Raw genomic sequence first — 26,567 nt, 5'->3', positions numbered from 1 at the left:
GCAGCGGCACTTACCCTATTGGTAGGTGCCGTTTCTTATATAAATATAATTTTAATGCTATTCTTATTAATTCATTAACTTTTCTTTGTTAATTTTATAAAAAAGATGTTATTCTAATCACTAAGGGTTTACTTTTTAACGTAGGTAAAAATAGCTTCTGAAAATTTGAAAAGAGCTAGCTAATTTTCATGCTAGTAGCGTTCATATTTTAATGGTGAATGAAAGTGGTGAAGGCTTTGGAAGAAAAAAATGATGAACAAAAGAAGGCTGAGGAAATTAAAGCAGACCAAGAGCAAGTGACCGAAACGAAATCGGGGTATATTCGCTTAAAAAAGTTTCACTTTGTCATGCTGTTATTCTTACTTGTTTTTCTATCTGCTGGTATAACAACCTTTGCACTTGCGTTTGGTAAAGAGAAAGTGGTATCAGTTGCGCCGGAAAGGGCTGAATTCAATAAACTATATGAAGCCTATGATACATTGGAAAATGGGTATTACAAGGATGTTAATCAGCAAAAACTGATTAATGGTGCGATAAACGGGATGGTTGAATCACTTGATGACCCTTATTCAGATTATATGAGTAGTGACGAAGCAAAAAGCTTTCATAGCAGTATTTCTTCTTCCTTTGAGGGGATTGGTGCCGAAATTCAGGAAAAGGATGGGCATATTATTATTGTTTCGCCGATTAAGGGATCGCCAGCCGAAAAAGCTGGCTTAAAACCAAATGATATGTTGATTTCGGTTGACGGTAAAAGCCTGCAAGGTAAGAATTCAACCGAGGCAGTTACTCTCATTAGAGGTAAAAAAGGCACAAAAGTAGAATTAACAATCCAACGGCCTGGTTCGGATGCTCCGATGAAGGTCCCAATTATCCGTGATACGATTCCAATTGAAACGGTTTATGGAGAAATGGTCGATGATTCGATTGCTAAAGTTCAAATTACAAGCTTCTCAAGCAACACCTCGAAGGAACTTGTTGCAACTTTGACCGATCTCCAGAAAAAAGGCATGAAAGGACTTGTATTAGACTTGCGTCAGAACCCTGGTGGCTTATTAGACCAAGCAGTCAGCATTACAAGTATGTTCGTACCTAAAGGAAAAGTTATCGTCAAAGAACAAGACCGAAATGGAAAAATCAAAGAAATTCCTTCACAAAACGAAGGAAACCCAAATCTTCCTTTAGTTGTTTTGATTGATAAGGGGAGTGCCAGCGCATCTGAAATTTTCGCAGCTGCGGTAAAAGAATCTGCTGGAGTACCACTTGTTGGAGAGAAGTCCTTTGGAAAAGGAACTGTACAAACGGCTGCAGATTTTAAAGACGGTTCAAACCTAAAATATACAATAGCTAAATGGTTAACTCCAAATGGCAATTGGATTCATAAAAAGGGAATTGCTCCAGATGTTGAAGTGGCCCTTCCTGAGTACGCTACATTACCGATTATAAATCCTGAGAAGGAACTAGCACTTTCAACTTCATCAACTGAAGTACAAACAGCACAGAAGATGTTGAAAGCCTTAGGCTATGACCCAGGACGTGAAGATGGGTTTTTTGATGAAAAAACAAAAGCAGCAGTTGTCGCATTCCAAACATCCCAAAAGCTTCCAGTCAATGGAGTGTTAAAAGGCGATTCAACCTTAAAGCTAATGGATTTATTAAGAGAAAAAATGAAAACAAATGATACACAACTACTCAAAGCTGTTGAGGTATTAAAAGGTAGAATGAAATAATTTATGACCCGATTCCGACAGGAGTCGGGTTCAACTTTTTTTATTTTGATTTAAACGAGAAGGACAATAACGGAATAGGAGGGAAATCATTTGAAAAAGGCAGAAGTATATATATTATCAGGATTTTTAGGTAGTGGAAAAACAACATTATTAAAAAGGTTACTAGAAGACGAGCATCGTCACGGGAGAAAAGTCGCTGTCATGATGAACGAACTTGGTCAAGTATCGATTGACTCTAATGCTGTTAAAGAAGACGTGTCCTTAAAGGAATTGTTAGGCGGCTGTATTTGCTGCTCCATTCAAGACAAGTTGGAAGCTCAACTTCAAGGTTTATTAATGGAGGAACATCCCGACGTCATTTACATTGAGACAACAGGTGCTGCTCATCCTGTTGAAGTGTTAGACTCTATCCTTTCGCCATTGTTTGCCAACCAACTACTGATAAGAGGAATTTTAACAACAGTAGATGGTACGAGATGGGGTACCAGAAAATCTTTAAACCCACAATTGCAGCAGTTAATTTTAGAGCAAGTGAGGCATGCAGATTTCATTATCATAAATAAAATGGACGAACTAAGCCCAATGGAACAAGGCCGGATTACGTTTGAAATTCAATCTATTAATCCCAAAGCTAGATGCCTGCTCACAAACTTTTCTCAGGTCTCGATTGCCGAGCTTAGAAATCTGTCTGTATCGTTCGAAAAGAAATCAGAACACATTCAATTAAACTTAACAACTTTTGTTTACCAGTTTAAAAAAGCCATAAGCCAAACACGGTTTGAAGAATTTTTGAAACAATTGCCTGATACTATTTATCGAATAAAAGGGTATGTTAAATTTAATTATTCAAATCAGCCATTTTTATTTCAATTTTCTTATGGGATGCCTTTATACATGAAAGAAGATATGAATTTGCCTTTAAACCTTGTCTTTATTGGTGAACAAATCGATTGGAATGTGATTCAAGAACAATTGGCTAACCTTGAAAAATAGATGAGAATTCTCCCAATTATAAGTTAAAAATCCTAGCCATAATGCATGATAACTTCCTCTTCAGGTAACTCTTTTAATGTAGCGAAAAACCATTAAAGGGAGGTCAAAATGAGGAAGGTAACTTGTCTTGTTGTACTAATTTATATCCTCCTATATGGACAAGGGGTAAATGCCGCGACTGAATTGAGTTATAATATTGAATTGCTAAATTGGAAACAGGTAAACCTGTTAATACCAAAGTACACAAAATTCACAGTCATGGATGTGGAAACCGGGAAAAGATTTAGGGTGCAAAGAAGAGCAGGAAGTCATCATGCTGATGTTCAGCCATTGACATCAAAAGATACAAAAATAATGAAAAAAATATATGGGGGAAAGTGGAGTTGGAAACGACGTGCCATCCTTGCCATCCATAAGAATCAATGGATTGCAGCATCAATGCACGGGATGCCACATGGTGCTGGTGCATTACAGAACAATTTTCCCGGCCATTTTTGCATTCATTTCTATGGAAGCACAACCCATCGAACCAACTCAATGGATTTATCCCATATGCTCATGGTATTGAAGGCATCGGGTAAATTGGATGATTACCTCGGTAAAGCTAATCCGTATGAAGTTGTAAACGCCTATTTAGCTGGATTTAAACAGCAAGATTCAAAAATCGCTACTCAAATCTCTTTGCAATCAATTAAATGGAAGCCTATTTTAGAAAAGGTGGAAAATGTGAATCTTTCGCGCATAGAGCAGTTACCCCCCGAGGACCTTACCGAGGAGCTTAGTATCGATGTTCCGGTTGCGATTGATTGGTACATAGAAGATAGGGGCAGGCAAACATTCAAAGGTGCCATCCATTTAGTCAGATTTTCGCCATTTGATGCTTGGAAAGTGGACTCTAAAGATTTTTTGAAAGAAAATCGATTTCAATAATTAGAAAAACACCTTTATGTGAGGAGTATTCCATTAATAAAGGTGTTTTTTATAGAAATTACTGTTGTTGCCCAAACTTGATGAAGGTTAGTTCATCCTCAATTAAACCGCAGGCACCACATTGAACACGATAATCTGGTCCATTGTAGGGGAGATGAAATGGTTCTAACTCATTTTCACCATACTCTCTGACAACATCTCCGGATTGAGGATTAAGTTTAACAGACTGAGAAACTTGTTGAATGATATTAAAACGGCTCCGATTTGTTTTACAATTCGGGCATTTGTATGGGGTAGACATTGACATTCTCCTTTCTGAATGTGGTTAATATCTATTTTTTGCAATAACATTGGTAAATATGTAACAATGCAAGTGAAGCTAAAAGGGGGAATGGGGTTGCCAAAAGAAGAAAGTAATGATGATGATTTATTAAAGGTTGATCGGGGAGGATAGTTATGAAAAAGCTTGTTTTGATGGTTGTTACGATTTTCGTACTAACCATAGCCACTTCTTGTAGTAAAGAAAAGGAAAGTACAACAGAACTGCCAAAAATGGTAGACGTTGACTTGTCCATATCACCTGCAAAAGGGGAGTTAAATAAACCAATAATATTTGAAGCAAAGGTAACCCAGGGTAAAGAAAAAGTAGATGATGCCGAGGTAACGTTTGAGATTTGGCGTTCAAAGGATGAGCAGCATGAAAAGATTGACATTAAAAATCCTAAAGATGGCATTTATCGACTTGAAAAGTCATTCCAGCAAGAAGGAACGTATTACATTATTTCACATGTAACGGCTAGAGATATGCATAACATGCCGAAAAAGGAATTTATCATTGGCACACCCAGTGAGTCGGAAGATGCTGCAGCAGATAATTCGATGGATGGCATGAATATGGATGACCATAACTAAGGGTTAATTGATACTTAGGAAAAAGACAGCCAGGCGGCTGTCTTTCTAATCCTCATCCTCTTTTTTGGCTCTAAAATTCACTTTCGCTGCTTTTCCAAGTTTTTCTTTGACGAGCTCATTCACTTTTTCTGATATATCTCCTTCATAAGTGGAGCCGATGTTTAATTTCCCTGATAACTCCTTGATTCCTAATTGTCCAAAATTATTAGCGTAATCTAAGTGTTCAATTACAATTTTATCTACTTGAAGGTGGTCGATTTGTATAGTTGTAGAATTCACTTTTTCTTTTTTTTCAGTAGCAAGCGGAAGGGACTTAACTGCAGCCTTAACCGCTTCATTTGCCTCAGCCTTAACCTCACTAATTTTAGCATCTAAAAAAGTAATTTTGTTTTCCAATTCCGATATTTTCTTCTTAACGGTTTTATTAAAAGTAAAAAAGCGAAAAAAGAATCCCATAAAAACCCTCTATTCAGAATTGGTTTATTTCAAACGCATCAGATAATATGAGTTCTTATTTTCATCTTATTTTTTATTATGAGAAACATGCAAAAAAAAATGACGTTCACATAATTTCTGTCACGTCAATTTCTGAAAACTGCATATCCACATTTTTAGGTATTTTTACTTCGAGCATACCGTCTTTAAAGTTGGCGGTGGCTCCTTTCTTTTTTACGATGGCCGGAAGAGTAATAGTATGTTTATCCTCTTGTTTTGGAATATGTTCAACAATTAATTGATTAGAGGTATGATAAATCCGAATTTGCCTAATCCATTCCTCTTCTTTAATCGGGATCCTCACATAGACAAAGTCATGAGTTTCATAGGCTGAAGAATTTATGATACCTGTGGGTGACGGCTGCTGAGCAGCGGAGGTATGAAAACCACCGAATAAATCTTGTGGGTTCATCATTCCTCTCATGTTAGTCGGCATAATTTTACCCATTAAGTCTTGAACAAAGGTGTCAATTTCTTCTGGTTTCATTTTTTTCATTGTATCCTTCATATCCTTATTAAAAGGAAATATATTCCACGGAAACATCCATTTTCATCCTTTCAACAAACTAAAATTGATTAGCAATTGGTGCTGATGGGTTGGCAATTTGATCTTGATCACTGACATCAACATCTGCATAACCATTAACTGACGTAGAGGCAGAGGGAGATAAATCTCCAAACGCCATATTTGTTCCTATCCATTTGGCATTTGCGGTATGGCTATTATGGACGACTGGCCCTAAATCAATACTGGCATTATTATTGAGGGAATTTGTTTTGATATTAAAGATATTTATTTGAAAAGGCATTGTTTTTTCAGTCCTTTATATCGGATTAGTAACGACGTTTGATGGATTTGCGATATCTCCCATATCATTAATGTCCGGATCAATAAACACGTTTTCCATTGCAGCAGTAGGAGGTGCAAAATCTCCATAGGATGAATTTTGACCCTGTGACTTGGAGTTGGCCGTATGGGCATTATGAAGGGCTTCGCCGATGTTGACAGACCCGTTGTTAGATACACTGTTAATTTTTAGGCTAAAAATATTTATAACAGTCTGCATCCTGTCACATCCTTTACGCTTTTTCTTATTACCCCATACTATGCAAATGATTGCCCATCCGTTATTAAATCCTGTATTTTGTCTTTCTATGGTTGTAAGGTATTATTTATTTGCATATCTAAATGAATCTTTTTAACATATAGTAAAGATGGATAGAAATTATATAAATTGTGAGGTAATGAGCGGTGAATAAGAAAACAGCTTTGATTACTGGAGGAGCATCTGGTATCGGCAAAAAAACAGCGCTGCAGCTTGCAGAAAAAGGCTATCAGCTTGCAATTAACTATCGGAATAGTGAATCAGAAGCAGTTTTCTTAGCAAAACAATTAAGTGATTGGTATGGAACGAATAACCTCGTTGTCCAAGGCGATGTAGCAATTAAAGAGGATTGTAATCGAATGATAAATGAGACTCTTAGTGTCTTTTCCACTATCGATGTATTAGTACATAATGCGGGGCCGTACATACATGAGCGAAAAAAGTTAACAGATTACACTTTTGAGGAATGGAATTATTTAATACAAGGAAATTTAACAGCAGTATTTTATTTGTCGAAGCTGGTCATTCCTGTTATGAGAAAACAGAACTGGGGCAGAATTATTACACTTGGGTTTGATAGGGTGGAAACGGCTCCAGGATGGATTTATCGTTCAGCTTTTGCTGCAGCTAAGACAGGATTAGCATCGCTAACAAGAACGATCGCAACAGAGGAGGCTGCGTATGGGATTACTGCTAATATGATCTGTCCTGGAGATATCATCAACGAGTGGAAAGAAAAAGGCATAGAGGAAGCGGCAGCAGAAATTGATAAAAGTCTAACCATTGGAAGGCAGGGAACGGGGGAGGACATTGCTCGAGTCATTGGTTTTTTAATAGACGAAAAATCCGACTTTATTACAGGGAGTATTATACCAGTAACGGGAGGAGTAGATGTGCTTGGAAAAGTATTTAAAACGTAGATTAATTTATTTTAAAATTTTTTGATCTGTTTGATTATCAAGAATTAAAATAGCTTCTTATGCAGATAATAGAAATTAATCATCTGTGAGGGGAGCAAAGACATTGAGTTTTAACATGAATAGAATTAATCCTAATCAAACCCAAGTTTTTTTTTATGATGGCCGGTTCGAAACTTTAACAAATGAGGAATTAGCAGAATTTTTGCTCCTTATGGGTATTAGTGATGTGAATGAACCCTTCGAACAAAATGTGATGGAATAATTATAATTTATTTTATACAAAAAAGGATGTCAGGGACATCCTTATTATTATGCTTCCAATAAATGCGATATATCTTTTTCCGGAGTACCACTTCTTAACAGGTGGAAGGTATATAAGTCTTTTGGAATTTCGTATAAATCATAAACTTCTTCATTTGCATTTAGCTGCTGATAGAGTGCCATTCTTGACTCATTTGCTTTTATCACATAGGGCAGTTTTTCGGCAGCTTTAATAGAGCGTATATTAACTTTTCGAATTCGCATAAAGACGGTTTCGATCCCTATTTCGTAAAAAAGCTCTTGAAAAAAGGCGTTTTTTGCTGGTCTATTGTACCCTTTACCATGATAGGGTTTCCCAAGCCATGTACCAAGAAATCCGGCATTGTCAGCAATATCATAAAGGTTTATGGTACCAATTGGCCCTCCCCATTCATCAAGAATTGTCCGTGAAATTATTTCACCGCGCTCCTCGGCTTCTATCGTTTGTTTCGTAATAAATAAAAATTCATCATAAGAATTAGCTTTTTGACGAACAAAAGGGAAGACATCAGGGTGCGTCATTAATTCGTAAAGTGTGTGGCTGTCATGTAGATCACGTTTTTTTAACATGAAAATCCCTCCATTAGGGCATTCCGATTCCATGTCAAAAGAAGCGGTCCACCCTCGAAATTTTTTATAGAATTACGTAAAAAATTTCGGGGTGGGAATCGAACCCACTAGAACCAGTTAACTGGTGGCGCACCATTTGCCTTCCCTATATCATTTTTGTTCCCTATATCATTTTTGATAAACCGATTATGTTTGTAAACCTCCAAATTTTTCAGGTTTTAAAACAGTTTCACTTAGAGTATGATACAAGAAAAAAAGAAAAAAAGAAATAGGTTTTTCGCTGGTTTTTCGCTAAAATTATTACCAATTTTCAACAAAATTCTACACTTCTGTGAACACCATATCGCCGCCTATCATCGTCCATTTTGGTTTAGCTAAGTAATGGAATGGATGATGGCTCCAAAGTACTAAATCCGCATCTTTTCCTTCCTCGATGCTGCCTACCTTTTTGTCGATTTTTAAATTTTTTGCTGGTAGGATCGTAATTCCTTCAAGAGCCTTTTGTTCTGATAACCCTTCTCGGACCGCTAGGCTTGCGCAAATATTTAAATATTGGATCGGTGTATAGGGATGATCGGTCGTAATCGACACTTCCACACCGTGATTTGTCAGCTCCTGATACGTTTTCCATGTCTTATTTTTCAATTCAACCTTGGATCTTCTTGTTAAGGTTGGACCTACTGAAACTTTTAAATTTATTCCAGCTAGCTCACTTGCAATTAAATGTCCCTCCGTACAATGTTCAATCCGTAAATCGAGATTAAACTCTTCTGCAAAACGTAAGGCGGTTATAATATCATCTGCGCGATGTGCATGTATTCTTACTGGAATTTCTTTTTTTATGGCCTTCACGAGAGGAGCTATCCGAAGGTCATCCGTTTTATCGGCATGAAGAGCATGGTAAAATGCTTCCCTGAGCATGCCCATAATCCCCATCCTTGTGATTGAATCACTATTCCCATTACTGTGAATCCTCTTGGGATTTTCCCCTAAGGCAATTTTTAAGCCAGCAACCTCCTGGACAATCATTTTCTTGATATTTTTCCCAGTAGTCTTAATGACAGAGGTCGTACCACCGATCACGTTTGCACTACCTGGCATGATATGAACGGTGGTTATACCGTTTTTAATGGCATCAGAGAACGCTTGGTCTAAAGGATACACTCCATCAATGGCACGAATATGTGGTGTTAGGGCTTCAATGGTTTCATTTGCATCATTACCTGCCCAGCCTGTGCCTTCATCATATAAACCCAAATGGGTGTGAACATCGATAAATCCAGGAAAGAGATAGAGGTGATTACAATCAATGATCTTTACATTTGATTCTGTAACAATGTTTGTTCCTACTTTTTTTATTTTTCCATCCTCAATTAGAACATCACCTTTTTTAAAGGGCTTCGATGTAACCGGATATACAGTTGCATTCTTCAAAAGTATGTTTGTCATATTAAAACCTTTCTGTATTTTATTTATAGTATTTTATCCAATTTAGGAACATTATGTGCCTATGGAAAAGGATGGAGTTAAACTTGGTTATTCATGACTTCTGCGGAATTTTTCGGGAATGATGAAACATTTAAGATTCTCATACGTAAATAGTATAGAACGAAAAATTTTTCCATTGGGGGAAAAGAATATGATTAAAAATGATGAAAGATTATTAGCGGCTGGTATTTATGTGTTAAGCTTATTTTTTCCAGTTTTAGCTCCACTAATCATCTGGCTACTAAAGAAGGATGAGTCATCATTCATTGATTATCATGGCAGGGAATATTTTAACCTATTGATTTCTTATACAGTTTACTTCTTTGTCAGCGGAATTTTAACTATTATCCTGATTGGGTTTGTGGCTATGGCAATTTTAGGAGTTATGCTATTGGTATTCACCATTATCGCAGCAATAAAGGCCTATGAAGGCAATGAATATCGCTTCCCGTTAATATTTAGAATTATTAAATAAAAAAAGGTTACCCGTCATTATTTTTGACGGGTATTTTTTATTTTATCTATTTTTATTAGTAACTGATTGAGTTAAAATGAAGAAAAAGGAGGGGGAAGTATGGAAAATTTAGCAAATTATGTGCCTATTTTAGCGCCAATCCTGATTATTCAACTTATCCTTTTAATCGTTGCCATCATAGATCTTGTTAAAATTGAAAAAACGAATGGACCAAAGTGGTTATGGGCGCTTATTATTTTATTTATTAATATCATTGGGCCAATCCTTTATTTTGTGATTGGAAGGAGAAATAACTAATGTCCTTAATACATATAAAAGGGTTAAAAAAGAGTTTTCAAGGGATGGAAGTCATTAAAGGTCTAAATTTCAACCTAGAAAAAGGAAGATGTGTAGGTTTATTAGGACCAAACGGTGCGGGAAAAACAACTACCCTTAGAATGCTTTCTGGATTAATGAAACCGTCAGAAGGAACGATTACCTTTACCGAATTCAAAAAAGGGGAAGATATCCGCGAATTAATTGGATACTTACCGCAATTTCCTGTGTTTTATAATTGGATGTCAGGAATTGAATTTTTAACTTATGTTGGTAAATTAGCCGGGTTAACAGGCAAGGAAGCAAAAGAGCGTTCATTAGAATTGCTGGAGCTTGTTGGCATTTCTGAGGCGAAAAATCGGAAGGTTGCAAAATACTCTGGCGGGATGAAACAAAGGCTGGGTATTGCGCAGGCCCTAATTCATCGTCCACAGCTAATAATGCTGGATGAACCTGTTTCGGCATTGGATCCAATTGGCAGAAGAGAGGTATTGGATCTTCTTGAAGGATTAAAGAAAGAGACAACTATTCTATTCTCGACCCATATTCTTAGTGATGCTGAGGAAGTGTGTGATGAGATTTTATTCTTACATAACGGGGGAATTGTAGAATCGGGGACAATGACCGAGCTTCGTGAGCGGCACCAGCAAGCTAAAATTGACTTGTACTTTAGTGGAAAGTCTGATGAGTATATTGGTTTCTTCTCAACCCATGAGGCAACACATTCAGTGTTAACCAATGGAAATCGAGTTAGTATTTTTGTAAAGGATATTGCCCAAGCTAGAAAAGTTTTTCTAAAGTATATTTCAGAAAAAAACCTGCCATTAGAGAAATTTGAGATAAGTAGTATGACTCTTGAAGATGTGTTTATGAAGGTGGTGGGGAAATGAGCCAATGGCTGACATTACTGCAAAAAGAGATATTAGAAATGTGGAGAAATTTCAAATGGGTTTGGGTACCCATTACGTTTATTTTACTAGGTGCTCAGGAACCAATCACGAGCTACTATTTGCCGCAAATTCTGGACTCTGTTGGGGGATTACCTGAGGGTACGGTTATTAATCTCCCAAAACCGACAGCTGGAGAGGTTCTGATTCAAAGCCTAAGCCAATACACAACACTAGGAGTTTTAATTATTGTGCTTACTACGATGGGGCTAATTGCGGCCGAGAGAAAAAGTGGTGTTGCTGCCATGATTTTAGTTAAGCCTGTCTCTTACCCATATTATGTAATGGCAAAGTGGACTGGTGGTCTCTTGTTACTTTGGTTTGCTTTCTTCCTTGGTTATCTCACTTCATGGTATTACACAGGGCAATTATTTGATTGGATTCCTATAGCAGACTTTTTCCAATCCTTCCTTTTTTATGGTCTGTGGCTCACAGTGATCTTAACCATTACTGTGTTTTTCAGTTCCTCACTCTTGTCAACGGGAGTAGCAGGTTTTTGTTCATTGGCAGTGATCATCGTAGTTAGCTTAGTAAGCAGTACTCTTTCAAATAGGCTTGAATGGAGTCCAGCACAATTAACTAGTTATGCAAACGAAGTGCTATTAGGAAAAGGAATACCTGACCAAGCATTACCGGCGAGTATTTTAGCGGTAGTGGTGATAGTGATTTTATTAGGGTTAAGTATATTTATTTTTAGAAAAAAAGAGCTTTCCTCGTAAATTCAAAATCCTTTTCGTTTTGCAAAGGGGTGTTGGTATTCTATAATAACTAGTGTGTGAATTTTGCAATGGTTATTATAAATGGGGTGTGGCAGTATGTTAAATCAAGTCGGGTTAGTATTAGAAGGCGGCGGGATGCGCGGTGTTTATACTGCTGGGATCCTTGAATATTTCTTAGAACAGGAATTATTCTTTCCGTATGTCATTGGTGTTTCAGCTGGTGCATGTAATGCAGCATCCTATTTGTCGAAGCAAAAGGGAAGAAATAAAATCGTTACGATTGATTATGCTTCAGATCCAAGATATATTTCGTGGAGGAATTATTTTAAAAATCGGCAATTCTTTGGGATGGATTTTATTTTTGATGAAATTCCAAATCAGCATGTTCCCTACCATTATGATATTTTTTATCATGGCCCTAGTGAATTTGTGGTCGGAACGACGGATTGTTTTACAGGCGAGCCTGTTTACTTTAAAAAGAAGGATTACGGTAATGAGCTGCTAAAGGTGTTACGGGCCTCGAGTTCCCTGCCATTTATCGCTCCAGAAATCCGGATTAAAGATAAAATATTACTTGATGGCGGTATTAGTGACCCAATCCCGATTAAAAAAGCTCAAAAAGATGGCTTTAAGAAAAATATTGTTATATTAACGAGAAATAAAGGGTATTTAAAAACACCCTCGAAATTTAACTTTCTTGTTGATCGCACATATCCAAATTACAAGGGGCTGCAGCAGTCTTTAAGGAATAGATATCAGACTTACAATAATACAGTTGCCTATCTTGAGGACGAAGAAAAAGCTGGCAATGTCTTGATCATCCGTCCAACGGAGCCATTAAAAGTAGGAAGAATGGAAAGAAATCCACAAAGATTAGAAGAGTTATACAATCAAGGTTATCAGGATGCGAAGACTTCGATTGGCAAAATCAATCAGTATATTCAAGCATAGGAGAAGAGTCTATTCGGCTCTTCTCTTTTCTTTTAATTTATGAAAACTACTATCATTTTTTTGAATCCTATTAAATAAACTGAGAGTAGAGGAATTGATAAGGAGTTTTCTTGATGAAAATAAATGAATATTACCGGGATATAGCTCATCTCAACTTAAATGGTAGTATTGCTGCACTCGTTCCATCCATTCTAATTGTTTTAGGCAATGTTTCTTTTATAAAAAATAGAGAAATTATGGTTTTAGTGGTCCCATTATTAATCTTTAGCCTATTTCATTTTCAAATCTATCTTTTTAAATTGCGGCAATCGATTTCAATTAGTAGAAATTTAGCACCGTCTGAAAGCACTCATCAGTCTCTTTTTGATGAACGGCATTTATTAGTCCTTTATTTAAACACTGTGTCACCCTGTTTGCTACTCTATTTTCCAAATGGCCAGATGGCAGGAAAAATAAAAAAATTCCGTGGCAACAAGGTACATTGGTTAAGGCCCAGAAAAATCTATGCACTATACAATGTAGAAAATCAAGTGGTGGGCTTTTTTAACGTAAAAGGTAAAAGAGTCATTAATATTAATGTTTATGACCATAAAAAGAATTATTTAGGCAGCTTTGAAAAAAAAAATTTGGGTTTTAGAAAATCCAAAAAGGAATTGATGGATCGTTATGGGAGGTATGTTGGTGAGATTGAAGGGTCTTCTGTATTTATGGATGAGCAAGTGTTAGATCAAGAACATCAGCAGATTGGGCGGCTTCGCAGGGGATGGATGCCGCTGGAATGGAGCCCTCTGTTTCCAGAGCCCAATACGCCTGTATTGTCATGGAATGTACCTATTTCAAATGAAGACAAGCTCCTCAGCATGTCCTTTTTAATAAACGAATACTTTATTGAAAGATAGAATATTAGAAAGTTTCCCTCATTGATAATGTTTGATATGATATAGAAAAACTACTTATATTACTTCTTGGGGGTTTTACTGTGCAAATTGATGTAATTAAAGGTCATGGGTCTGGGAATGATTTTCTCCTCATTGATGAAATTTCAAATAACTATTCATTTACAGAAAATGAAAGAGCAAATCTTGCAAAGCTTTTATGCAATCGTGAGACAGAACTAGGTGCAGATGGCATTCTTTTTGTCATGAATAGCGACCATGCAGATGGAAGAATGCGGGTCTTTAATTCGGACGGCTCTGAGGCATCAATGTGTGGAAATGGTTTGCGACTAGTGGCGAGATATATTTGTGAACAACAAGGGAAAAGTAACGCTGTAATTGAAACCATGAAGGCAAATTTAAAGGTAAGCAAACAAGCAGACATTTATCCGGATATCCATACCTTCCAGGTTGAGATTTCTCCAGTTTTATTTGAATTAAAGGCATTACCATTAAATTTAAACAAGCCAACGCTTTTTAATGAGCGGGTGGAAGAACTTTCTGATGATTTAAGATTTACTGCACTTGCGGTGCCCAATCCACATTTAATTGCCATTGTGGAAACAGAGCAGCTGCAAATAGACATTCAAAAACAACTTAGTGAAAAAGTAAATGGACCTAATGAGTTTTTTCCAGATGGTGTGAATGTAAGCTTTGTAAAACCATTGGACGAAGGGTCCATATACGTTAGGACCTTTGAGCGCGGTGTCGGATTTACGAATGCTTGTGGGACAGCGATGTCTGCCTCCTCTCTTGTTACTTGTTTAACAGGTTTAAACAAGTATGAAAAAGAAATTAATGTTTACAATAATGGCGGCAAGGTCCAGTGTGTAGTCCATAAATACGAAAAAAACTATACGATTGATCTGATTGGAAATGCAACCTATCTTTATAAGGCATCCGTTATGCTCAATCAAACGGAAAATAATTTCTCCTTGTCAGCGAAAACGGACTTTTCAGAGCAGGATTCGTACGAAAAATTGCAATCAGACTCACAACAATTTATCCAACAAAACATGAAAGGATAAGGCCCTTGCCTTATCCTTTTTTTAAAGATGAAAAGTATAATTTCCGGCTTTGAAAAATGTCCAGTTCCAGGCGCCTTGCGCTTTTCTAACCTGAACCTTTTAAAAAATCAAGTACGGGTGAAAAGGGCTGGATTTGTTTTGCATGAAAATAATCCTTAAAGGGGTCACCCTGCACCCGAATTCGTTTAAGGGCATTTTCCATATTAAAGGAGAGTAGTTCCAAGTTTTGATCCACTTCCTCCCAATACAATGGGGTAGCTACACCGCCATGTTGGTTTCCGCGCATCGAGTATGGGGCGACAATTGTTTTGCCTTCACTATGTTGAACATAATCGACATATAATCTGTTTCCACGATTCTTTTTCATGCGTTCAATCGTAAACGAATCTGGATCCTTGGAGATTAAATATTCAGCAATAAAGCTTGTAAACCGTCTTGTATCATCATAGGAATAAACATTTTCCGGCAGAGGCAGGTAAATTTGCAATCCTTTGTTCCCAGAAGTTTTTATAAATCCAATTAAATTTAATTGGTCAAGGACTTCTTTTATATATAGTGCCGCTTTAATGGCAAGTTGAAAGTCATTCGTTGAGGGAGGGTCTAAGTCGAAAACAATCTCGCTAGGTCCTTTGCTGTGAATCGTTTGAAAAGGGATATGGAATTCAATCGCAAGTTGATTTCCGAGCCAAATGAGTGTTTTTAAATTATTGCACATGATATAGTTAATCCCCTCAGCTTCCGTGGTTTGCACGAAACCAGGTGCATATTCTGGACAGTTTTTTTGATAAAAGGCTTCTCCAAACATTCCATGTGGATAGCGGATTACGGTTAATAATCGATTTTTTAAAAAAGGAAGCATGTACGGAGATATTTCCCTTAAGTACAAAATATAATCAGCTTTATGAATGCCGAGTTGATCCCACAGCGGTTTATCCGGATGGGTAATTTCCAAATCAGCTGGCAGATTTTTTTGGGCAAACATAAACCGATCATATGTACATTCAGCTGGCTCTATATCAAAACGGAAACGGTCAAAATGAGGTTCACGCAATTGGTTATCATAAAGCTCTAAGTATTTCACTTCAAGGCAGATGGCGGGCTCGACATACATAAATTGGTTATCCTCACTGACCATATTTTGTTTAATGGTTTGTTTTAATGCATCCTTTTCTTCAGGTTTTAAACCGAAAAGAACTTGGCCAATAGGGTAAACTACATTTTCTTTATAAACGCCAATATAAAAATATCCATTTGTTTTTTCAAAAGAAATGACAAAGCAGCTGACATATTTCCAATTCTTATACTTCAACCATTGTAATGAGCGTTTTCCCTCCTCCCAAAGACTGTTATTAAATTTAGCAATAATACCCTCCCCATCGTATAAAACGACTTTCTCCCAGAGCGAGTCAAAATCATCATAGGGCTGCACATACTGAAGCAGTTGATCATTATACTGGTCAGCTTCTAAGGAAAAACCCATGTTTTGAAATATTTTTTTCAACTCAGCTTTTCTTTTTTGAAAGGGCTGGGAATAAAGCGGTTTTCCTTTTGCCATTAATAAGTCAAACACCATTAAACGGCAAGGTGAGCTTGTAGACTGCTTTAAAATTTTTTTTTCTGACTTTAACCGTCCACGTACCTGGATAGAAGAGAAATTTGCTTTATGTGTATTTTCAAGGGACACTAACTCCCCATCTAATTGCAGTGGTAAAAATGCTTTGAATTGTTTTTCATATTGTAATAAAAATGCTTCTATCTCTGGAAATTGTGGTATGAGATCCTTCCCATTTCTGCTAGTTAACTCAATTCCTTTGGAATTCCAGTCCAATATGGCTCTAAATCCATCATATTTCACCTCATACAACCAATCAGTCCGTATTGGAAGATCAAAGGTTAGACTGGGCAACATCGGTTTCATTAAATTTTCCCTCCCTTTTTCCTTATTCTGTTTCATTGATCACTACTTCATCCTTTTCCAAATGTTTTAAGGAATGCAATGTTTGTTACTACACAAAATAAAAGCAAAAAGAATGGAGATATTCGGATGCATACGATGTGGAAAGGAAGTATCAGTTTTGGACTCGTCAATATCCCGATCAAGCTTCATACAGCGACTGAAGATAAAGATATTAAGCTGCGCACCTTGCATGATAAATGCCATGCACCCATAAAATACGAAAAAATTTGCACTGTTTGTGAACAAGAGGTAAAACCGGAAGAGATTGTAAAGGCGTACGAATATACAAAAGGGAAATTTGTTGTATTGGATAAGGAAGAATTAGAAAACCTGCGCAAGGAAAACGAAGACAAAGCAGTGGAAATTATAGATTTTGTTAAAATAGAAGAAATTGATCCTATTTACTTTGATAGAACCTATTATATGTCACCTAATGATGGTGGAGGAAAAGCGTATTCGTTATTACGTAAGGCACTGCAGGAATCCCAGAAGGTAGGGCTTGCCAAAATCATCATTCGTTCAAAGGAACAACTAGCGGTTATTCGTGTGTATGAAAATACCTTGGTTATGGAAACAATTCATTATCCTGACGAGGTTCGCAAAGCGGGTGATGTTCCAAATGTTCCTTCAGAAGATAAAGTAACAAAAAGAGAATTAGATACGGCAATTCTACTAATCGATCAATTAACTACGATATTTGAACCTGAAAAATATACGGACGAATACCGAACGGCACTTTTAGACTTAATTGAATCAAAACGTAGTGGAAAAGAAACTGTAACCGCTGCAACGAAGGAAGTTGCTTCAAATGTGACCGATTTAATGGCAGCCTTGCAGGCATCGATCGATCGGACAAAGCCAAAAAAAGCAACAGCACCAAGGAAAAAAACAGCAGCCAAAGTAAAAAAGGAAGCATGAGATTTAAAATTGTTTATCAACGTGAACCTTATAAAAGATTTCAAATGACTTCAATGGTCACGTAGGGTGATTTCTACGTGACTGTTTATATTTAGCTAATCTCGATGTTCTTTCCTAAATCTGCTTTGCATAATTTAAATAAGAAAACCATAGAAATGAGGTAGGGTGATGGCCTATAATGTCCTCTTATTTGCAGACCCAGGTGTTGATGATTCTTTTGCTATAATGTATGCCTTACTTAATCCTAAAATAAATTTAATTGGAATTGTCAGTGGTTATGGAAATACTCCAAAGGAGCAATCAGTAAGAAATACTGCCTATTTGTTAACTTTAGGTAACAGAAAGGATATTCCGATAATTGCTGGGACAGCTGGTCCATTGTCCGGTGAACCCATTCAGTATTACCCGGAAATTCATGGAAAAGAAGGACTAGGTCCAATTAAAGTGCCCGATACAATTAAGGATGTAAAGGTCTTTGATTTTAATAAGATACTTGAAATTGTGAACCAATATCAAGAAAATCTGATCATTGTCAATGTCGGAAGAATGACTGAATTGGCCTTGTTGTTCATCATATATGGGAATGATGCCTTAAAGGATGTCGCTGCCTTTTATATTATGGGAGGAGCATTTTTAGTACCTGGTAATATCACAGCTGAAGCAGAAGCGAATTTCTATGTTGATCCAATTGCTGCAAATACTGTGATGGAAAAGGCACATAATATCTACTTGCACCCGCTAAATATAACAAATAAAGCCATCATTACACCAGATATCATTAACTATCTTGCGGAAAACAGTCCGACACCCTTTAAACCATTAATAAAACCAGCCTTTGATTATTATTTCAGAGCTTATCAAAAAAATATACCGGGTATTCAGGGGGCACCGCTGCATGATGTGGTACCACTAATGGCCGTAACCGCACCCAACCTCGTTAAATATATGTCAAGGCGTGTTAAGGTTCAAGAATATGGCGATGCCAAAGGGAAAAGTATTGCTGATTTTCGGCCAAAACCAGATCAAGAACCGCAAAAGACGATGGATTTCATTGGAATGGAGATGGACATTCCAGCATTTATGACCAACTTTTTGGAAATATTTATGAAAGGAAATTTTCAAAAGAGTTAAAAAGACGGATTTCCTTGTTTTTCAAATTGAATTGACTTAAGAATAAAAATGCGATATAATAGAAATACGCTTTAATGTTCGTTAATATTTATTGATTAGGTAGTCGTAACTGCACGAAAATGTGGGTGATGTCTATTGCCGACAGTGTAGGGTACGTCTTTTTTATTATGTTAAATGTACGAGAAATTTAAAGTGAACAAAATGTTGGGGGTAAAATCCATGGAAAACGGTAAAGTAAAATGGTTTAATGCAGAAAAAGGTTTCGGATTTATTGAATCTGAAGGCGGTCAAGATGTATTTGTTCACTTTTCAGCTATCCAATCTGAAGGCTTCAAGACTTTAGAAGAAGGTCAATCTGTATCTTTTGAAATCGTTGAAGGCGCTCGTGGACCACAAGCTGCTAACGTACAAACAGTTTAATTCTCTCAAAATAAAAAGGTGATGCACCAGGTGAAAGCATCACCTTTTTATCTATATATTATTACTAGAAAAATAGTTACCAATTGTAATAACAAAGTGTTCAAAAACAGTCATAACTAATTATAAGGAGTGATCGTTTTGGCGTTTGGTAGAAAAAATGACGAAGAAATTAAATTGGAAGAAACAAAAATTTGGGTTTGCACCTCAGAGAGTTGTAAATGCTGGATTCGTGACAATTTTAAAAGTAGTGAAGTTCCGCTTTGCCCAATTTGCAAAAGTGAAATGAGTCAAACTACAAAAGAACTTCAAGTCATTCATAATCATAGTAAAAATTTTATGTAAAAGTTGTGTTAGGCAGGGAGTAGAAATTACTCCCTGTTTTTTTATACTTCCTTACTATATTGTCTGCAGTATGTAAGGACTAGTTCTTCTTCATCCTCCTCAAGTTCGAAGTCTAACACCTTCTCGCTACCGCGTTCATAAAAGTAATAGCTGCTAATTTTGTCGCCTATTTCCTCCTGAACGAAAATGACTTTTAACCCAATACCATTCTCAGAATATAGTTCGTCCTCTTCATCGATATCAAGTTCAAGGAAAAATTCATAACGTTCTCCTGTTAATAAACCAAATGGGTCTTCTAATTTTTCGACTTCATGGCCTGTAATGTTCAAATGGATCATCCTTTGCAGTTTATTAGACTCTCTTATTATACACATTTTTCTTGATAACCATAAAAGTGATTTTGGTAACATCAATTCCAAGGATTTTGAACTTAATGTGAATAATTGCACAAACTCATTCCAACTTTGCTAGATTAAGGTAAGATTAAAATATATTTAGGGCTTCCTTAGGAATGAAGCCTAAAGGAAAAGTAGGTGGAGATTTTTAGCGTGTATGTGTACATTCACAAGCGAGGAGAGAGGAAATGACTTCAACTACCCAGTCAATACATAACCAATTACAGCCATTTTTATTATCTAGAAAAAATTTTTACCAGTTTCTTTATACCTTGTTTTTGGAAACAGATGAGAAAACCTTAATTGAATTAGGTACATTGGAAAATTTTGATGAACTAAAGGAATTTCATGAAGGAGGGAGCATTCTCGCTTCTTTTTTTAATCGTTTGACCTATCATCAAATCAGTAAAGAAAGAGAGGAATATCAACGTTTATTTATTGGACCAGGCTCATTGGTTGCGCCTCCTTGGGAGTCTTACTATAGGAGTAAAGAGCATTTATTATTTGAAAAGTGGACATTCCAAATAAGAGAACAATATCATCAATTTGGATTGAAATATGAAAAAGAAAATAATTATCCTGATGATCATTTATTGCTTGAATTAGAATTTATGATGTTTCTCATGGAGCTAAGCTTGAAGGAAGAACAAAAAGAAAAAATTGAAAATTTACTTTATAATCAAATTCAATTTCTTGAAGATCATTTGACCATTTGGATTCCGCATTTTTGTAAAAGAATAATAGATAATACCAATAGTCAATTATATCTAGGTGCCGCTATGCTGTTGGAGGATTTTTTACACTTTGATTTAACATCTCTATTGGAAGTAAGGGAGGCGTTAGCCGATGTCTGAAAATAGCCATTTAAAGAATTTATTATCAAATAAAATGCAAAGAAGAACTTTTTTGAAATGGTCCGGGGCTATTGGGATTCCTGTTATTGCTGGGGGAATCGGGACAAAAATGCTGGTTGATCGTAAAGAAAAAGTAAAACCAGTAAGTGCCAAAGACAAGGAAAAAATAATCTCAACTTGCAGTATTAATAATTGTGGCGGGCGCTGTGTCATTAAAGCCCATGTCAAGGATGGAGTAGTTGTTCGTGTAAGCACTGATACACAAGAAGGAGGGGATTTGTCGACTCCGCCACTTAGGGCATGTGTTAGGGGACGAAACTATCGAAATTTACTTTACCATCCAGACCGCTTAAAGTTCCCAATGAAAAGGGTTGGGAAACGGGGCGAAGGGAAATTTGAAAGGATTACTTGGGAAGAGGCAGTCGATACAATTGCTTCTGAAGTAAAACGAATTGGTGAAAAATATGGTCCTGAATCAAGATATGTAAACTATGCTTCCGGACAAAGTTGGGGACTGCACGGTGGGCAAAGTGCGGCAAAAAAACTATTGTCCCTTACAGGCGGTTACTTGAATTCCCGAAATGATTATAGCTCTGGTGCAGGAAATGTTGCCACCCCTTATACTTACGGCACTAATAATTCGGGGAGCAGTTTTGATTCGCTTTTGCATACAAAATATATTATTTTATGGGGCCAAAATCCCTCAGAAATGATTTTTTCAACCCCCTATCGTGAATATTTAATGCAGGCAAAGAAAAATGGAGCAAAAATTGTCGTGATCGACCCAAGATATACAGATACAGCCATTGCATTTGCAGATGATTGGATCCCGATTCGGCCAACGACGGATAATGCCATGATGGACGCTATGGGGTATGTCATTATTACCGAAAAACTTCATGACCAAGCCTTCCTTGATAAATATTGTATTGGATTTGACGGCGAACATATGCCAAAGGGTGTATCCAAAGATGAATCAGTAAAAAGTTATTTACTTGGTGAAAGAGATGGTGTGCCAAAAACCCCGGAATGGGCTGAAAAAATTTGTGGTGTACCTGCAGGTAAAATTCGAGAAATAGCCCGAGAGTATGCTACGAATAAGCCTGCGGCACTTATCCAAGGCTGGGCCGCCCAGCGACAAGCCTATGGTGAACAATTCATGCGCGGTGGTGCCCAGTTGGCTTGTATCACTGGAAATGTTGGCAAATTAGGTGGTTGGGCCGCAGGAACGGGCTATTGGAGCCGCTCAAACATTGTTTATCCATTCTCCTATGAAAATCCGGTTAAGGCATCCATCCCATGCTTCCTTTGGACAACGGCTGTAGAAAAAGGAACAGAGATGACAGCTGCAGACGGATTAGAAGGTACAGAAAAGTTAACGACAAATATTAAATCGATTTTTAACATGGCCGGAAATATGCTTATTAATCAGCATGCGGATATCAACAAAACTCGTAAGCTGCTAGAAGATGAAAGCAAAGTAGAATTTATAGTTGTTAGTGATCTCTTTATGACCCCAAGTGCAAAGTTCGCAGACATTTTATTACCAGGTACAACCTTTTTTGAACGATATGATATCGGTACACCATGGTGTTTTGGAGATTATGTTGTATTTGGCGATAAAACAATTGATCCATTATATGAATGCCGTGATGAATATGATGTGTTTGCTGACGTTGCAGACAAATTAGGCCTTAAGGATAGCTTTACGGAGGGACGGTCAACTCTTGATATTGTTAAAGAGAGTGTGGATAGAACCAAAAAAGAGCTAGATCCAAACTTCCCGACATTTGAGGAATTTCGAAAACAAGGGGTCCATCATTTTAAATTTGATGAACCACTAGTTGGTTTTAAAGGAAATATTGAAGACCTTGATAAAAATCCATTCGCCACTCCATCAGGGAAAATCGAGTTATTCTCAAAATCTTTATGGGATATGAATCAACATGATGAAATTCCAGCTATTTCAAAATATATTAGTTCATGGGAAGGACCTGAGGATCCATTAATAGAAAAGTATCCTCTTCAACTCATCAGCTGGCATTATAAGCGAAGATGTCATTCCACCTATGATAATCAAGAGTGGCTTGAAGAAGCAGCCAAGCAAGAAATGTGGCTGAATCCTAAGGATGCAGAAAAACGAGGTATTAAAGATGGTGACCGTGCTCAAGTGTTTAATGAGCGGGGTTCGCTAGTGATAGATGTAAAAGTCACACCACGTATTACTCCGGGGGTAGCAGGAATTCCTCAAGGTGCTTGGTATACTCCTGATAAAAACGGACTTGATCAACGAGGTGCAGTTAACGTGTTGACATCTCAGCGGCCTACCGCTCTTGCAAAAGCAAATCCACAGTTAACAAACCTTGTTGAAGTAAAAAAAGCGTAGGGAGTGAGGAATTTTGGCACAGTTAGGATTTTATATTAATCAAAGTCTCTGTACTGGATGTAAGGCATGTACAGTCTCATGTAAGGACAAAAATAACCTCGATGTAGGGATCAATTACCGCAGGGTCTACACTTATGAGGAAGGATCCTTCCTAGTGCAGCAAGAAGAGGGTATGATTCAAAACGTTAAATCGTTTTATTTTTCAATTGCTTGTAATCATTGTAAACAACCTGCTTGTATTCCAAGCTGTCCAACAGGAGCCATTGTGAAGGATGAAAAAAATGGCGTAGTAACAATCGACCAGGATGTATGTCAAGGAGCTCAGTTGTGTGTAAAAGCCTGTCCGTATGGAGCTCCCCAATATAATAAAAAAGTGTTTAAATCAAATAAATGTAATTTATGTGTCGATTTGCAAGAAAAAGGAGAGGATCCAGTGTGTGTAGCAACCTGTCCAATGAGAGCCATAGAATTTGGTCCAGTTGAAGAGCTGCGAAAAAAATATGGTAGTGTAAGTCAAATAAAGGGGATGCCCAGTAATTCGATTACGCATCCAAACCTCGTGATAACACCGCATAGAGATGCGAGATTATCCAGCAGTTAACAAATTCTCTGTAGGTGATCGATATGTCACTAATTGTCAATTGGCTTGAAAGTATGCACGTGGATGTAAACATAACGGATGAATGTTCAAGAAAAAAATATCGTTGCTCAACCTGCACCATTTGTTCTGATGTTTGTAAGAATGGAGCACTTTCTATTACGGCTCAATCAATTGAATTAAATTTAGAGCGATGTACTTCCTGCGGGAATTGTATGGTTGCCTGTCCCGTTTCTGCTATCGAAGGAATTACTAGTTCAAGAGAATTTGATAAAGACAGTTTAATTTATAATGATCGGTATACTCCATCTATTAAGGAATTGTTAATTTATAAACAGAGAGGATTAAACTCTATTAAAACAGAGGCCTCTCCTCTTAATTCTGATTGGGAAATGACTCTTAAGGAAGCCAATAGAATATTACCTCTCCTGGGACAAGATTCAATAGAGGTTGTTCAAAAGAACAAAGAAGAGAATTTATCGAGGAGAGCATTTTTCTCCTCCTTACAAAAAGAAGGTAAGCAATTCGTAAAAAACATGACACCTGCTTCATGGAAAATGGAAGCAAATGAATGGATACTAACAAAACATTATCCTGATTATCAATTTTACACAGTTGAAATAAACAAAGGGGACTGTACATTATGTCAAATGTGTTTTACTTTTTGTTCGCAAAATGTATTTACGATAAAGGAAACCGTTTTACAAATTTCCAATGAAAATTGCGTTAACTGTTCAGATTGTATGGATATGTGTTCAGAGAACGCCATTCAAATTAGTCCTGAAATCAAGGAAAAAAGTAAATCTTATTATAATTTGCATACAAAAAAGTGTCAGGAATGCGGACAAACATTTTATACCTTTAAACCTGAAATAGTGAAATGCACTGTATGTAATGATCGGGATCCGGAATGGCTAAGTCCATATAAATAAAGAGTGAACGGAAAAAGAGAATCTCTCAGAAGGTTACCAAGCCTTTTTTGCGATTCTTTTTAGTTGGTTTCAAAAATGCAAAACAAAAAACACTATTGCTAGTGTTTTAATTTATGTAATAGGAAAGTTGTATGGAGGAGAAGATGAGATTCGAACTCACGCAACGGTCGCCCGTCCTAGCGCATTTCGAGTGCGCCCCCTTATAACCACTTGGGTACTTCTCCATCAATTATGGAGCGGGTGAGGGGAATCGAACCCCCGCCGTCAGCTTGGGAAGCTGAAATTCTACCATTAAACCACACCCGCATAATCAATAAGAACACAATATATTATAGCATAGTAATAATATTTTTGGTATAAAAATTTTAATAGACATAAATTAATGAAGCATTTTATTCAACCGTGACCAGGGCGCTGGAGCTGGACAATTCTCGAAGCCAAAACGAATAAATTCTGATATGACAATAAAGAGTGCTGAGGCTATCCCCCTCAGCACTCTTTATGCTTCTGATTTTGGCTTAATGGCAATCATCGCAACAATTGCTGCGATGATGCTAAGGCTGCTTAGCGTAATGAATATCCAATAACTGGAATATTTCATCAAAAGAGCAATCAATGGAGGTCCAACGGCAACACCGATAAAACGCATTGAACTGTAAATGGAGGTAATCGTTCCACGCTCTTTTTTTTCAATACCTTCGGTAATTAATGCATCTAAACACGGAAGACTTAATCCGATCCCTATCCCGCTAATAAGAAACATGGTAAGTAAATACCATAGTTTAATTGAAAACCAAAGTGCTGCAATGGAAAGAGCTGCTGCTGCAATTCCACTAAAGGTAATCCATTTCATTAAAACCTTATTTTTTTTAATCACCTTGCCGCTGATAAACGAAGATAAACAAAGTGCTCCTAATGGCAGTGCTAAAAAGAAGCCCTTTTTGACATCCTTTATGTGATATTCTTTTTCAAAAATCTCCGAAAGGTAAAACAATATTCCAAACAGGACTAGCATAAGGATCCCACCAATAAAAAAGATGGCATATAGCCAACGTCCTTTTTCAGTAAAGGTTTTTTTAACATTTATAAAAAAATCTTTGAATGGGATGGGTTTATCGGTATTTTTGGGACATTTGACGAGAAAAATCATCAATAAAACAGAAATGGCACAAAATACTGGAAATGAAAAAAATGGTAAAAACCAAATAAATCCAGCAAGAAAGGCCCCTAATATTGGACTTAATACTTTTCCAAATGTATTGGCCGTTTCAATTAGACCCAAGCAACTACTTACATCATCATCGCTTTTAAACATATCTCCAACAAGCGGCATAACAATGGGGGCTGCTCCTGCTGCACCAACTCCCTGAAAGGCTCGACCAATTAAAATAAGCCAATAAGCATCATCTAACTTCCATGCCGCCCATCCGGAAATAAGTCCGCCTATACCGGCAATGATAAGGCTGGGGATTATCACTTTTTTCCTGCCGATATGATCAGATAAGTAGCCAGCAACTGGAATTAAAAAGATTGCAACAATCGAATAAACGGTAATGACCATGCTTGTTTGGAAGGATGAAATTGATAATTTTTTTTCCATAGAAGGTAATACAGGAATCAACATTGAATTACCTAATGTCATCACTAAAGGAATGGAAGACAGCGAGACGATCGCCCATTTTTGTTTCGAAACCTCACTGGTCTTCTTCTGTCCTGTTGCCGAGTCTTTCTTGTTGGCAGCCATTTTCTTTTGTTTTAATTGCTCAATATGTTCCATGAATCTTCTATCCCGCCTTCATTAATACTCTCACCTCAGCGCA

Annotated in this window: 31 protein-coding genes and 2 tRNA genes; 21 read left to right on the top strand and 12 right to left on the bottom strand. The window is 37.0% G+C overall.

Going from position 1 to position 26,567, the window contains the following annotated elements; translation table 11 throughout:
- Positions 1–218 precede the first annotated feature (218 nt).
- The 3 genes from AC3ANL_RS16400 (at position 219) to AC3ANL_RS16390 (ending at position 3,653) form a co-directional block, all read left to right on the top strand.
- Positions 219–1,730, top strand: a complete 1,512-nt coding sequence (locus AC3ANL_RS16400) for a lmo1851 family serine protease (protein ID WP_488325482.1) — start codon at positions 219–221, stop codon at positions 1,728–1,730.
- 90 nt (positions 1,731–1,820) lie between these two features.
- Positions 1,821–2,723, top strand: a complete 903-nt coding sequence (locus tag AC3ANL_RS16395) for a CobW family GTP-binding protein (protein WP_488325481.1) — start codon at positions 1,821–1,823, stop codon at positions 2,721–2,723.
- 108 nt (positions 2,724–2,831) lie between these two features.
- Positions 2,832–3,653 (top strand): hypothetical protein, encoded by an 822-nt coding sequence (locus AC3ANL_RS16390; protein WP_488325480.1) that lies wholly within the window; start codon positions 2,832–2,834, stop codon positions 3,651–3,653.
- 58 nt (positions 3,654–3,711) lie between these two features.
- Here the strand turns inward: AC3ANL_RS16390 and AC3ANL_RS16385 are convergent, their stop codons facing one another.
- Entirely contained in the window at positions 3,712–3,954 is a 243-nt protein-coding gene (locus tag AC3ANL_RS16385; protein ID WP_488325479.1) for a DNA alkylation repair protein, read from the bottom strand.
- A gap of 155 nt (positions 3,955–4,109) precedes the next feature.
- Here AC3ANL_RS16385 and AC3ANL_RS16380 point away from each other — a divergent pair, with 155 nt between their 5' ends.
- Positions 4,110–4,565, top strand: a complete 456-nt coding sequence (locus tag AC3ANL_RS16380; RefSeq protein ID WP_488325478.1) for a FixH family protein — start codon at positions 4,110–4,112, stop codon at positions 4,563–4,565.
- Between the two features lie 45 nt (positions 4,566–4,610).
- Here the strand turns inward: AC3ANL_RS16380 and AC3ANL_RS16375 are convergent, their stop codons facing one another.
- The 4 genes from AC3ANL_RS16375 to AC3ANL_RS16360 form a co-directional block, all read right to left on the bottom strand.
- Positions 4,611–5,021, bottom strand: coding sequence for a hypothetical protein (locus AC3ANL_RS16375; RefSeq protein ID WP_488325477.1), 411 nt, complete (start codon positions 5,019–5,021; stop codon positions 4,611–4,613).
- Between the two features lie 106 nt (positions 5,022–5,127).
- Positions 5,128–5,604, bottom strand: coding sequence for an Hsp20/alpha crystallin family protein (locus AC3ANL_RS16370; RefSeq protein WP_488325476.1), 477 nt, complete (start codon positions 5,602–5,604; stop codon positions 5,128–5,130).
- 22 nt (positions 5,605–5,626) lie between these two features.
- The gene (locus tag AC3ANL_RS16365; protein ID WP_488325475.1) at positions 5,627–5,869 is read right to left on the bottom strand and encodes a spore germination protein; all 243 of its coding nucleotides are present in this window, start codon (positions 5,867–5,869) and stop codon (positions 5,627–5,629) included.
- A 15-nt stretch (positions 5,870–5,884) separates the two neighbouring features.
- Positions 5,885–6,127, bottom strand: coding sequence for a spore germination protein (locus AC3ANL_RS16360; RefSeq protein ID WP_488325474.1), 243 nt, complete (start codon positions 6,125–6,127; stop codon positions 5,885–5,887).
- A gap of 185 nt (positions 6,128–6,312) precedes the next feature.
- Between AC3ANL_RS16360 and AC3ANL_RS16355 the strand changes: the two genes are divergently transcribed.
- Both AC3ANL_RS16355 and AC3ANL_RS16350 read left to right on the top strand, forming a co-directional pair.
- Positions 6,313–7,086, top strand: a complete 774-nt coding sequence (locus AC3ANL_RS16355; RefSeq protein WP_488325473.1) for an SDR family oxidoreductase — start codon at positions 6,313–6,315, stop codon at positions 7,084–7,086.
- A 103-nt stretch (positions 7,087–7,189) separates the two neighbouring features.
- Positions 7,190–7,348: a hypothetical protein gene (locus AC3ANL_RS16350; protein ID WP_488325472.1), complete on the top strand. Its 159-nt coding sequence runs from the start codon at positions 7,190–7,192 to the stop codon at positions 7,346–7,348.
- Between the two features lie 47 nt (positions 7,349–7,395).
- Here AC3ANL_RS16350 and AC3ANL_RS16345 read toward each other — a convergent pair whose 3' ends face one another.
- Positions 7,396–7,956 (bottom strand): GNAT family N-acetyltransferase, encoded by a 561-nt coding sequence (locus tag AC3ANL_RS16345; RefSeq protein WP_488325471.1) that lies wholly within the window; start codon positions 7,954–7,956, stop codon positions 7,396–7,398.
- 321 nt (positions 7,957–8,277) lie between these two features.
- Positions 8,278–9,405, bottom strand: coding sequence for an amidohydrolase (locus AC3ANL_RS16340; protein ID WP_488325470.1), 1,128 nt, complete (start codon positions 9,403–9,405; stop codon positions 8,278–8,280).
- Between the two features lie 190 nt (positions 9,406–9,595).
- Between AC3ANL_RS16340 and AC3ANL_RS16335 the strand changes: the two genes are divergently transcribed.
- The 7 genes from AC3ANL_RS16335 (at position 9,596) to dapF (ending at position 14,814) form a co-directional block, all read left to right on the top strand.
- Positions 9,596–9,919 carry a DUF4870 domain-containing protein gene (locus tag AC3ANL_RS16335; protein WP_488325469.1) on the top strand — a complete coding sequence of 108 codons (324 nt, stop codon included), beginning with the start codon at positions 9,596–9,598 and terminating at the stop codon, positions 9,917–9,919.
- Positions 9,920–10,018: 99 nt separating this feature from the next.
- A complete protein-coding gene (locus AC3ANL_RS16330; RefSeq protein WP_488325468.1) occupies positions 10,019–10,216 on the top strand; it encodes a PLD nuclease N-terminal domain-containing protein in 198 nt (65 codons plus the stop codon).
- Positions 10,216–11,124, top strand: coding sequence for an ABC transporter ATP-binding protein (locus AC3ANL_RS16325; protein WP_488325467.1), 909 nt, complete (start codon positions 10,216–10,218; stop codon positions 11,122–11,124). Before AC3ANL_RS16330 ends, AC3ANL_RS16325 begins: the two co-directional genes overlap by 1 nt.
- Positions 11,121–11,900, top strand: coding sequence for an ABC transporter permease (locus tag AC3ANL_RS16320; protein ID WP_488325466.1), 780 nt, complete (start codon positions 11,121–11,123; stop codon positions 11,898–11,900). Before AC3ANL_RS16325 ends, AC3ANL_RS16320 begins: the two co-directional genes overlap by 4 nt.
- 96 nt (positions 11,901–11,996) lie before the next feature.
- Positions 11,997–12,851, top strand: a complete 855-nt coding sequence (locus AC3ANL_RS16315; protein ID WP_488325465.1) for a patatin-like phospholipase family protein — start codon at positions 11,997–11,999, stop codon at positions 12,849–12,851.
- A gap of 113 nt (positions 12,852–12,964) precedes the next feature.
- Positions 12,965–13,750 (top strand): hypothetical protein, encoded by a 786-nt coding sequence (locus tag AC3ANL_RS16310; RefSeq protein ID WP_488325464.1) that lies wholly within the window; start codon positions 12,965–12,967, stop codon positions 13,748–13,750.
- A gap of 80 nt (positions 13,751–13,830) precedes the next feature.
- Positions 13,831–14,814, top strand: coding sequence for a diaminopimelate epimerase (gene dapF, locus AC3ANL_RS16305; RefSeq protein WP_488325463.1), 984 nt, complete (start codon positions 13,831–13,833; stop codon positions 14,812–14,814).
- 85 nt (positions 14,815–14,899) lie between these two features.
- Here the strand turns inward: dapF and AC3ANL_RS16300 are convergent, their stop codons facing one another.
- Positions 14,900–16,732 carry a DNA ligase D gene (locus AC3ANL_RS16300; protein ID WP_488325462.1) on the bottom strand — a complete coding sequence of 611 codons (1,833 nt, stop codon included), beginning with the start codon at positions 16,730–16,732 and terminating at the stop codon, positions 14,900–14,902.
- Positions 16,733–16,858: 126 nt separating this feature from the next.
- On the opposite strand from AC3ANL_RS16300, the gene ku reads away from it, so the two are divergent.
- The 4 genes from ku (at position 16,859) to AC3ANL_RS16280 (ending at position 19,582) form a co-directional block, all read left to right on the top strand.
- On the top strand, positions 16,859–17,689 hold the full coding sequence (ku, locus tag AC3ANL_RS16295; RefSeq protein WP_488325461.1) for a non-homologous end joining protein Ku: 831 nt from the start codon (positions 16,859–16,861) through the stop codon (positions 17,687–17,689).
- A gap of 168 nt (positions 17,690–17,857) precedes the next feature.
- Positions 17,858–18,820 (top strand): nucleoside hydrolase, encoded by a 963-nt coding sequence (locus AC3ANL_RS16290; protein WP_488325460.1) that lies wholly within the window; start codon positions 17,858–17,860, stop codon positions 18,818–18,820.
- 219 nt (positions 18,821–19,039) lie between these two features.
- Complete coding sequence (locus tag AC3ANL_RS16285; RefSeq protein ID WP_488325459.1) at positions 19,040–19,240, top strand: cold-shock protein; 201 nt, start codon at positions 19,040–19,042, stop codon at positions 19,238–19,240.
- 138 nt (positions 19,241–19,378) lie between these two features.
- Complete coding sequence (locus tag AC3ANL_RS16280) at positions 19,379–19,582, top strand: cold-shock protein (RefSeq protein WP_488325458.1); 204 nt, start codon at positions 19,379–19,381, stop codon at positions 19,580–19,582.
- A gap of 41 nt (positions 19,583–19,623) precedes the next feature.
- Here AC3ANL_RS16280 and AC3ANL_RS16275 read toward each other — a convergent pair whose 3' ends face one another.
- A complete protein-coding gene (locus AC3ANL_RS16275; protein ID WP_488329749.1) occupies positions 19,624–19,920 on the bottom strand; it encodes a DUF6509 family protein in 297 nt (98 codons plus the stop codon).
- 245 nt (positions 19,921–20,165) lie between these two features.
- Here AC3ANL_RS16275 and AC3ANL_RS16270 point away from each other — a divergent pair, with 245 nt between their 5' ends.
- From AC3ANL_RS16270 to AC3ANL_RS16255, 4 genes are read left to right on the top strand one after another with little or no spacing between them, the layout of a single operon-like run.
- Entirely contained in the window at positions 20,166–20,831 is a 666-nt protein-coding gene (locus AC3ANL_RS16270; RefSeq protein ID WP_488325457.1) for a TorD/DmsD family molecular chaperone, read from the top strand.
- The gene (locus AC3ANL_RS16265) at positions 20,824–23,217 is read left to right on the top strand and encodes a DMSO/selenate family reductase complex A subunit (RefSeq protein WP_488325456.1); all 2,394 of its coding nucleotides are present in this window, start codon (positions 20,824–20,826) and stop codon (positions 23,215–23,217) included. Before AC3ANL_RS16270 ends, AC3ANL_RS16265 begins: the two co-directional genes overlap by 8 nt.
- Before the next feature lie 13 nt (positions 23,218–23,230).
- Positions 23,231–23,818 carry a DMSO/selenate family reductase complex B subunit gene (locus AC3ANL_RS16260; RefSeq protein WP_488325455.1) on the top strand — a complete coding sequence of 196 codons (588 nt, stop codon included), beginning with the start codon at positions 23,231–23,233 and terminating at the stop codon, positions 23,816–23,818.
- 23 nt (positions 23,819–23,841) lie between these two features.
- Complete coding sequence (locus tag AC3ANL_RS16255) at positions 23,842–24,747, top strand: 4Fe-4S dicluster domain-containing protein (RefSeq protein ID WP_488325454.1); 906 nt, start codon at positions 23,842–23,844, stop codon at positions 24,745–24,747.
- A 132-nt stretch (positions 24,748–24,879) separates the two neighbouring features.
- On the opposite strand, the gene AC3ANL_RS16250 is transcribed toward AC3ANL_RS16255, so the two are convergent.
- From AC3ANL_RS16250 to bcbE, 3 genes are all read right to left on the bottom strand, one after another.
- Positions 24,880–24,971, bottom strand: a tRNA-Ser gene (locus tag AC3ANL_RS16250).
- An 8-nt stretch (positions 24,972–24,979) separates the two neighbouring features.
- Positions 24,980–25,053, bottom strand: a tRNA-Gly gene (locus tag AC3ANL_RS16245).
- 193 nt (positions 25,054–25,246) lie between these two features.
- Positions 25,247–26,524 (bottom strand): bacillibactin exporter BcbE, encoded by a 1,278-nt coding sequence (gene bcbE, locus AC3ANL_RS16240; protein WP_488325453.1) that lies wholly within the window; start codon positions 26,522–26,524, stop codon positions 25,247–25,249.
- Positions 26,525–26,567 lie beyond the last annotated feature (43 nt).

Source organism: Neobacillus sp. DHD-1R (assembly GCF_057747995.1).
Note: the sequence above shows the minus strand (reverse complement) of the source record. Positions and strands in the feature narration are given on the sequence as shown.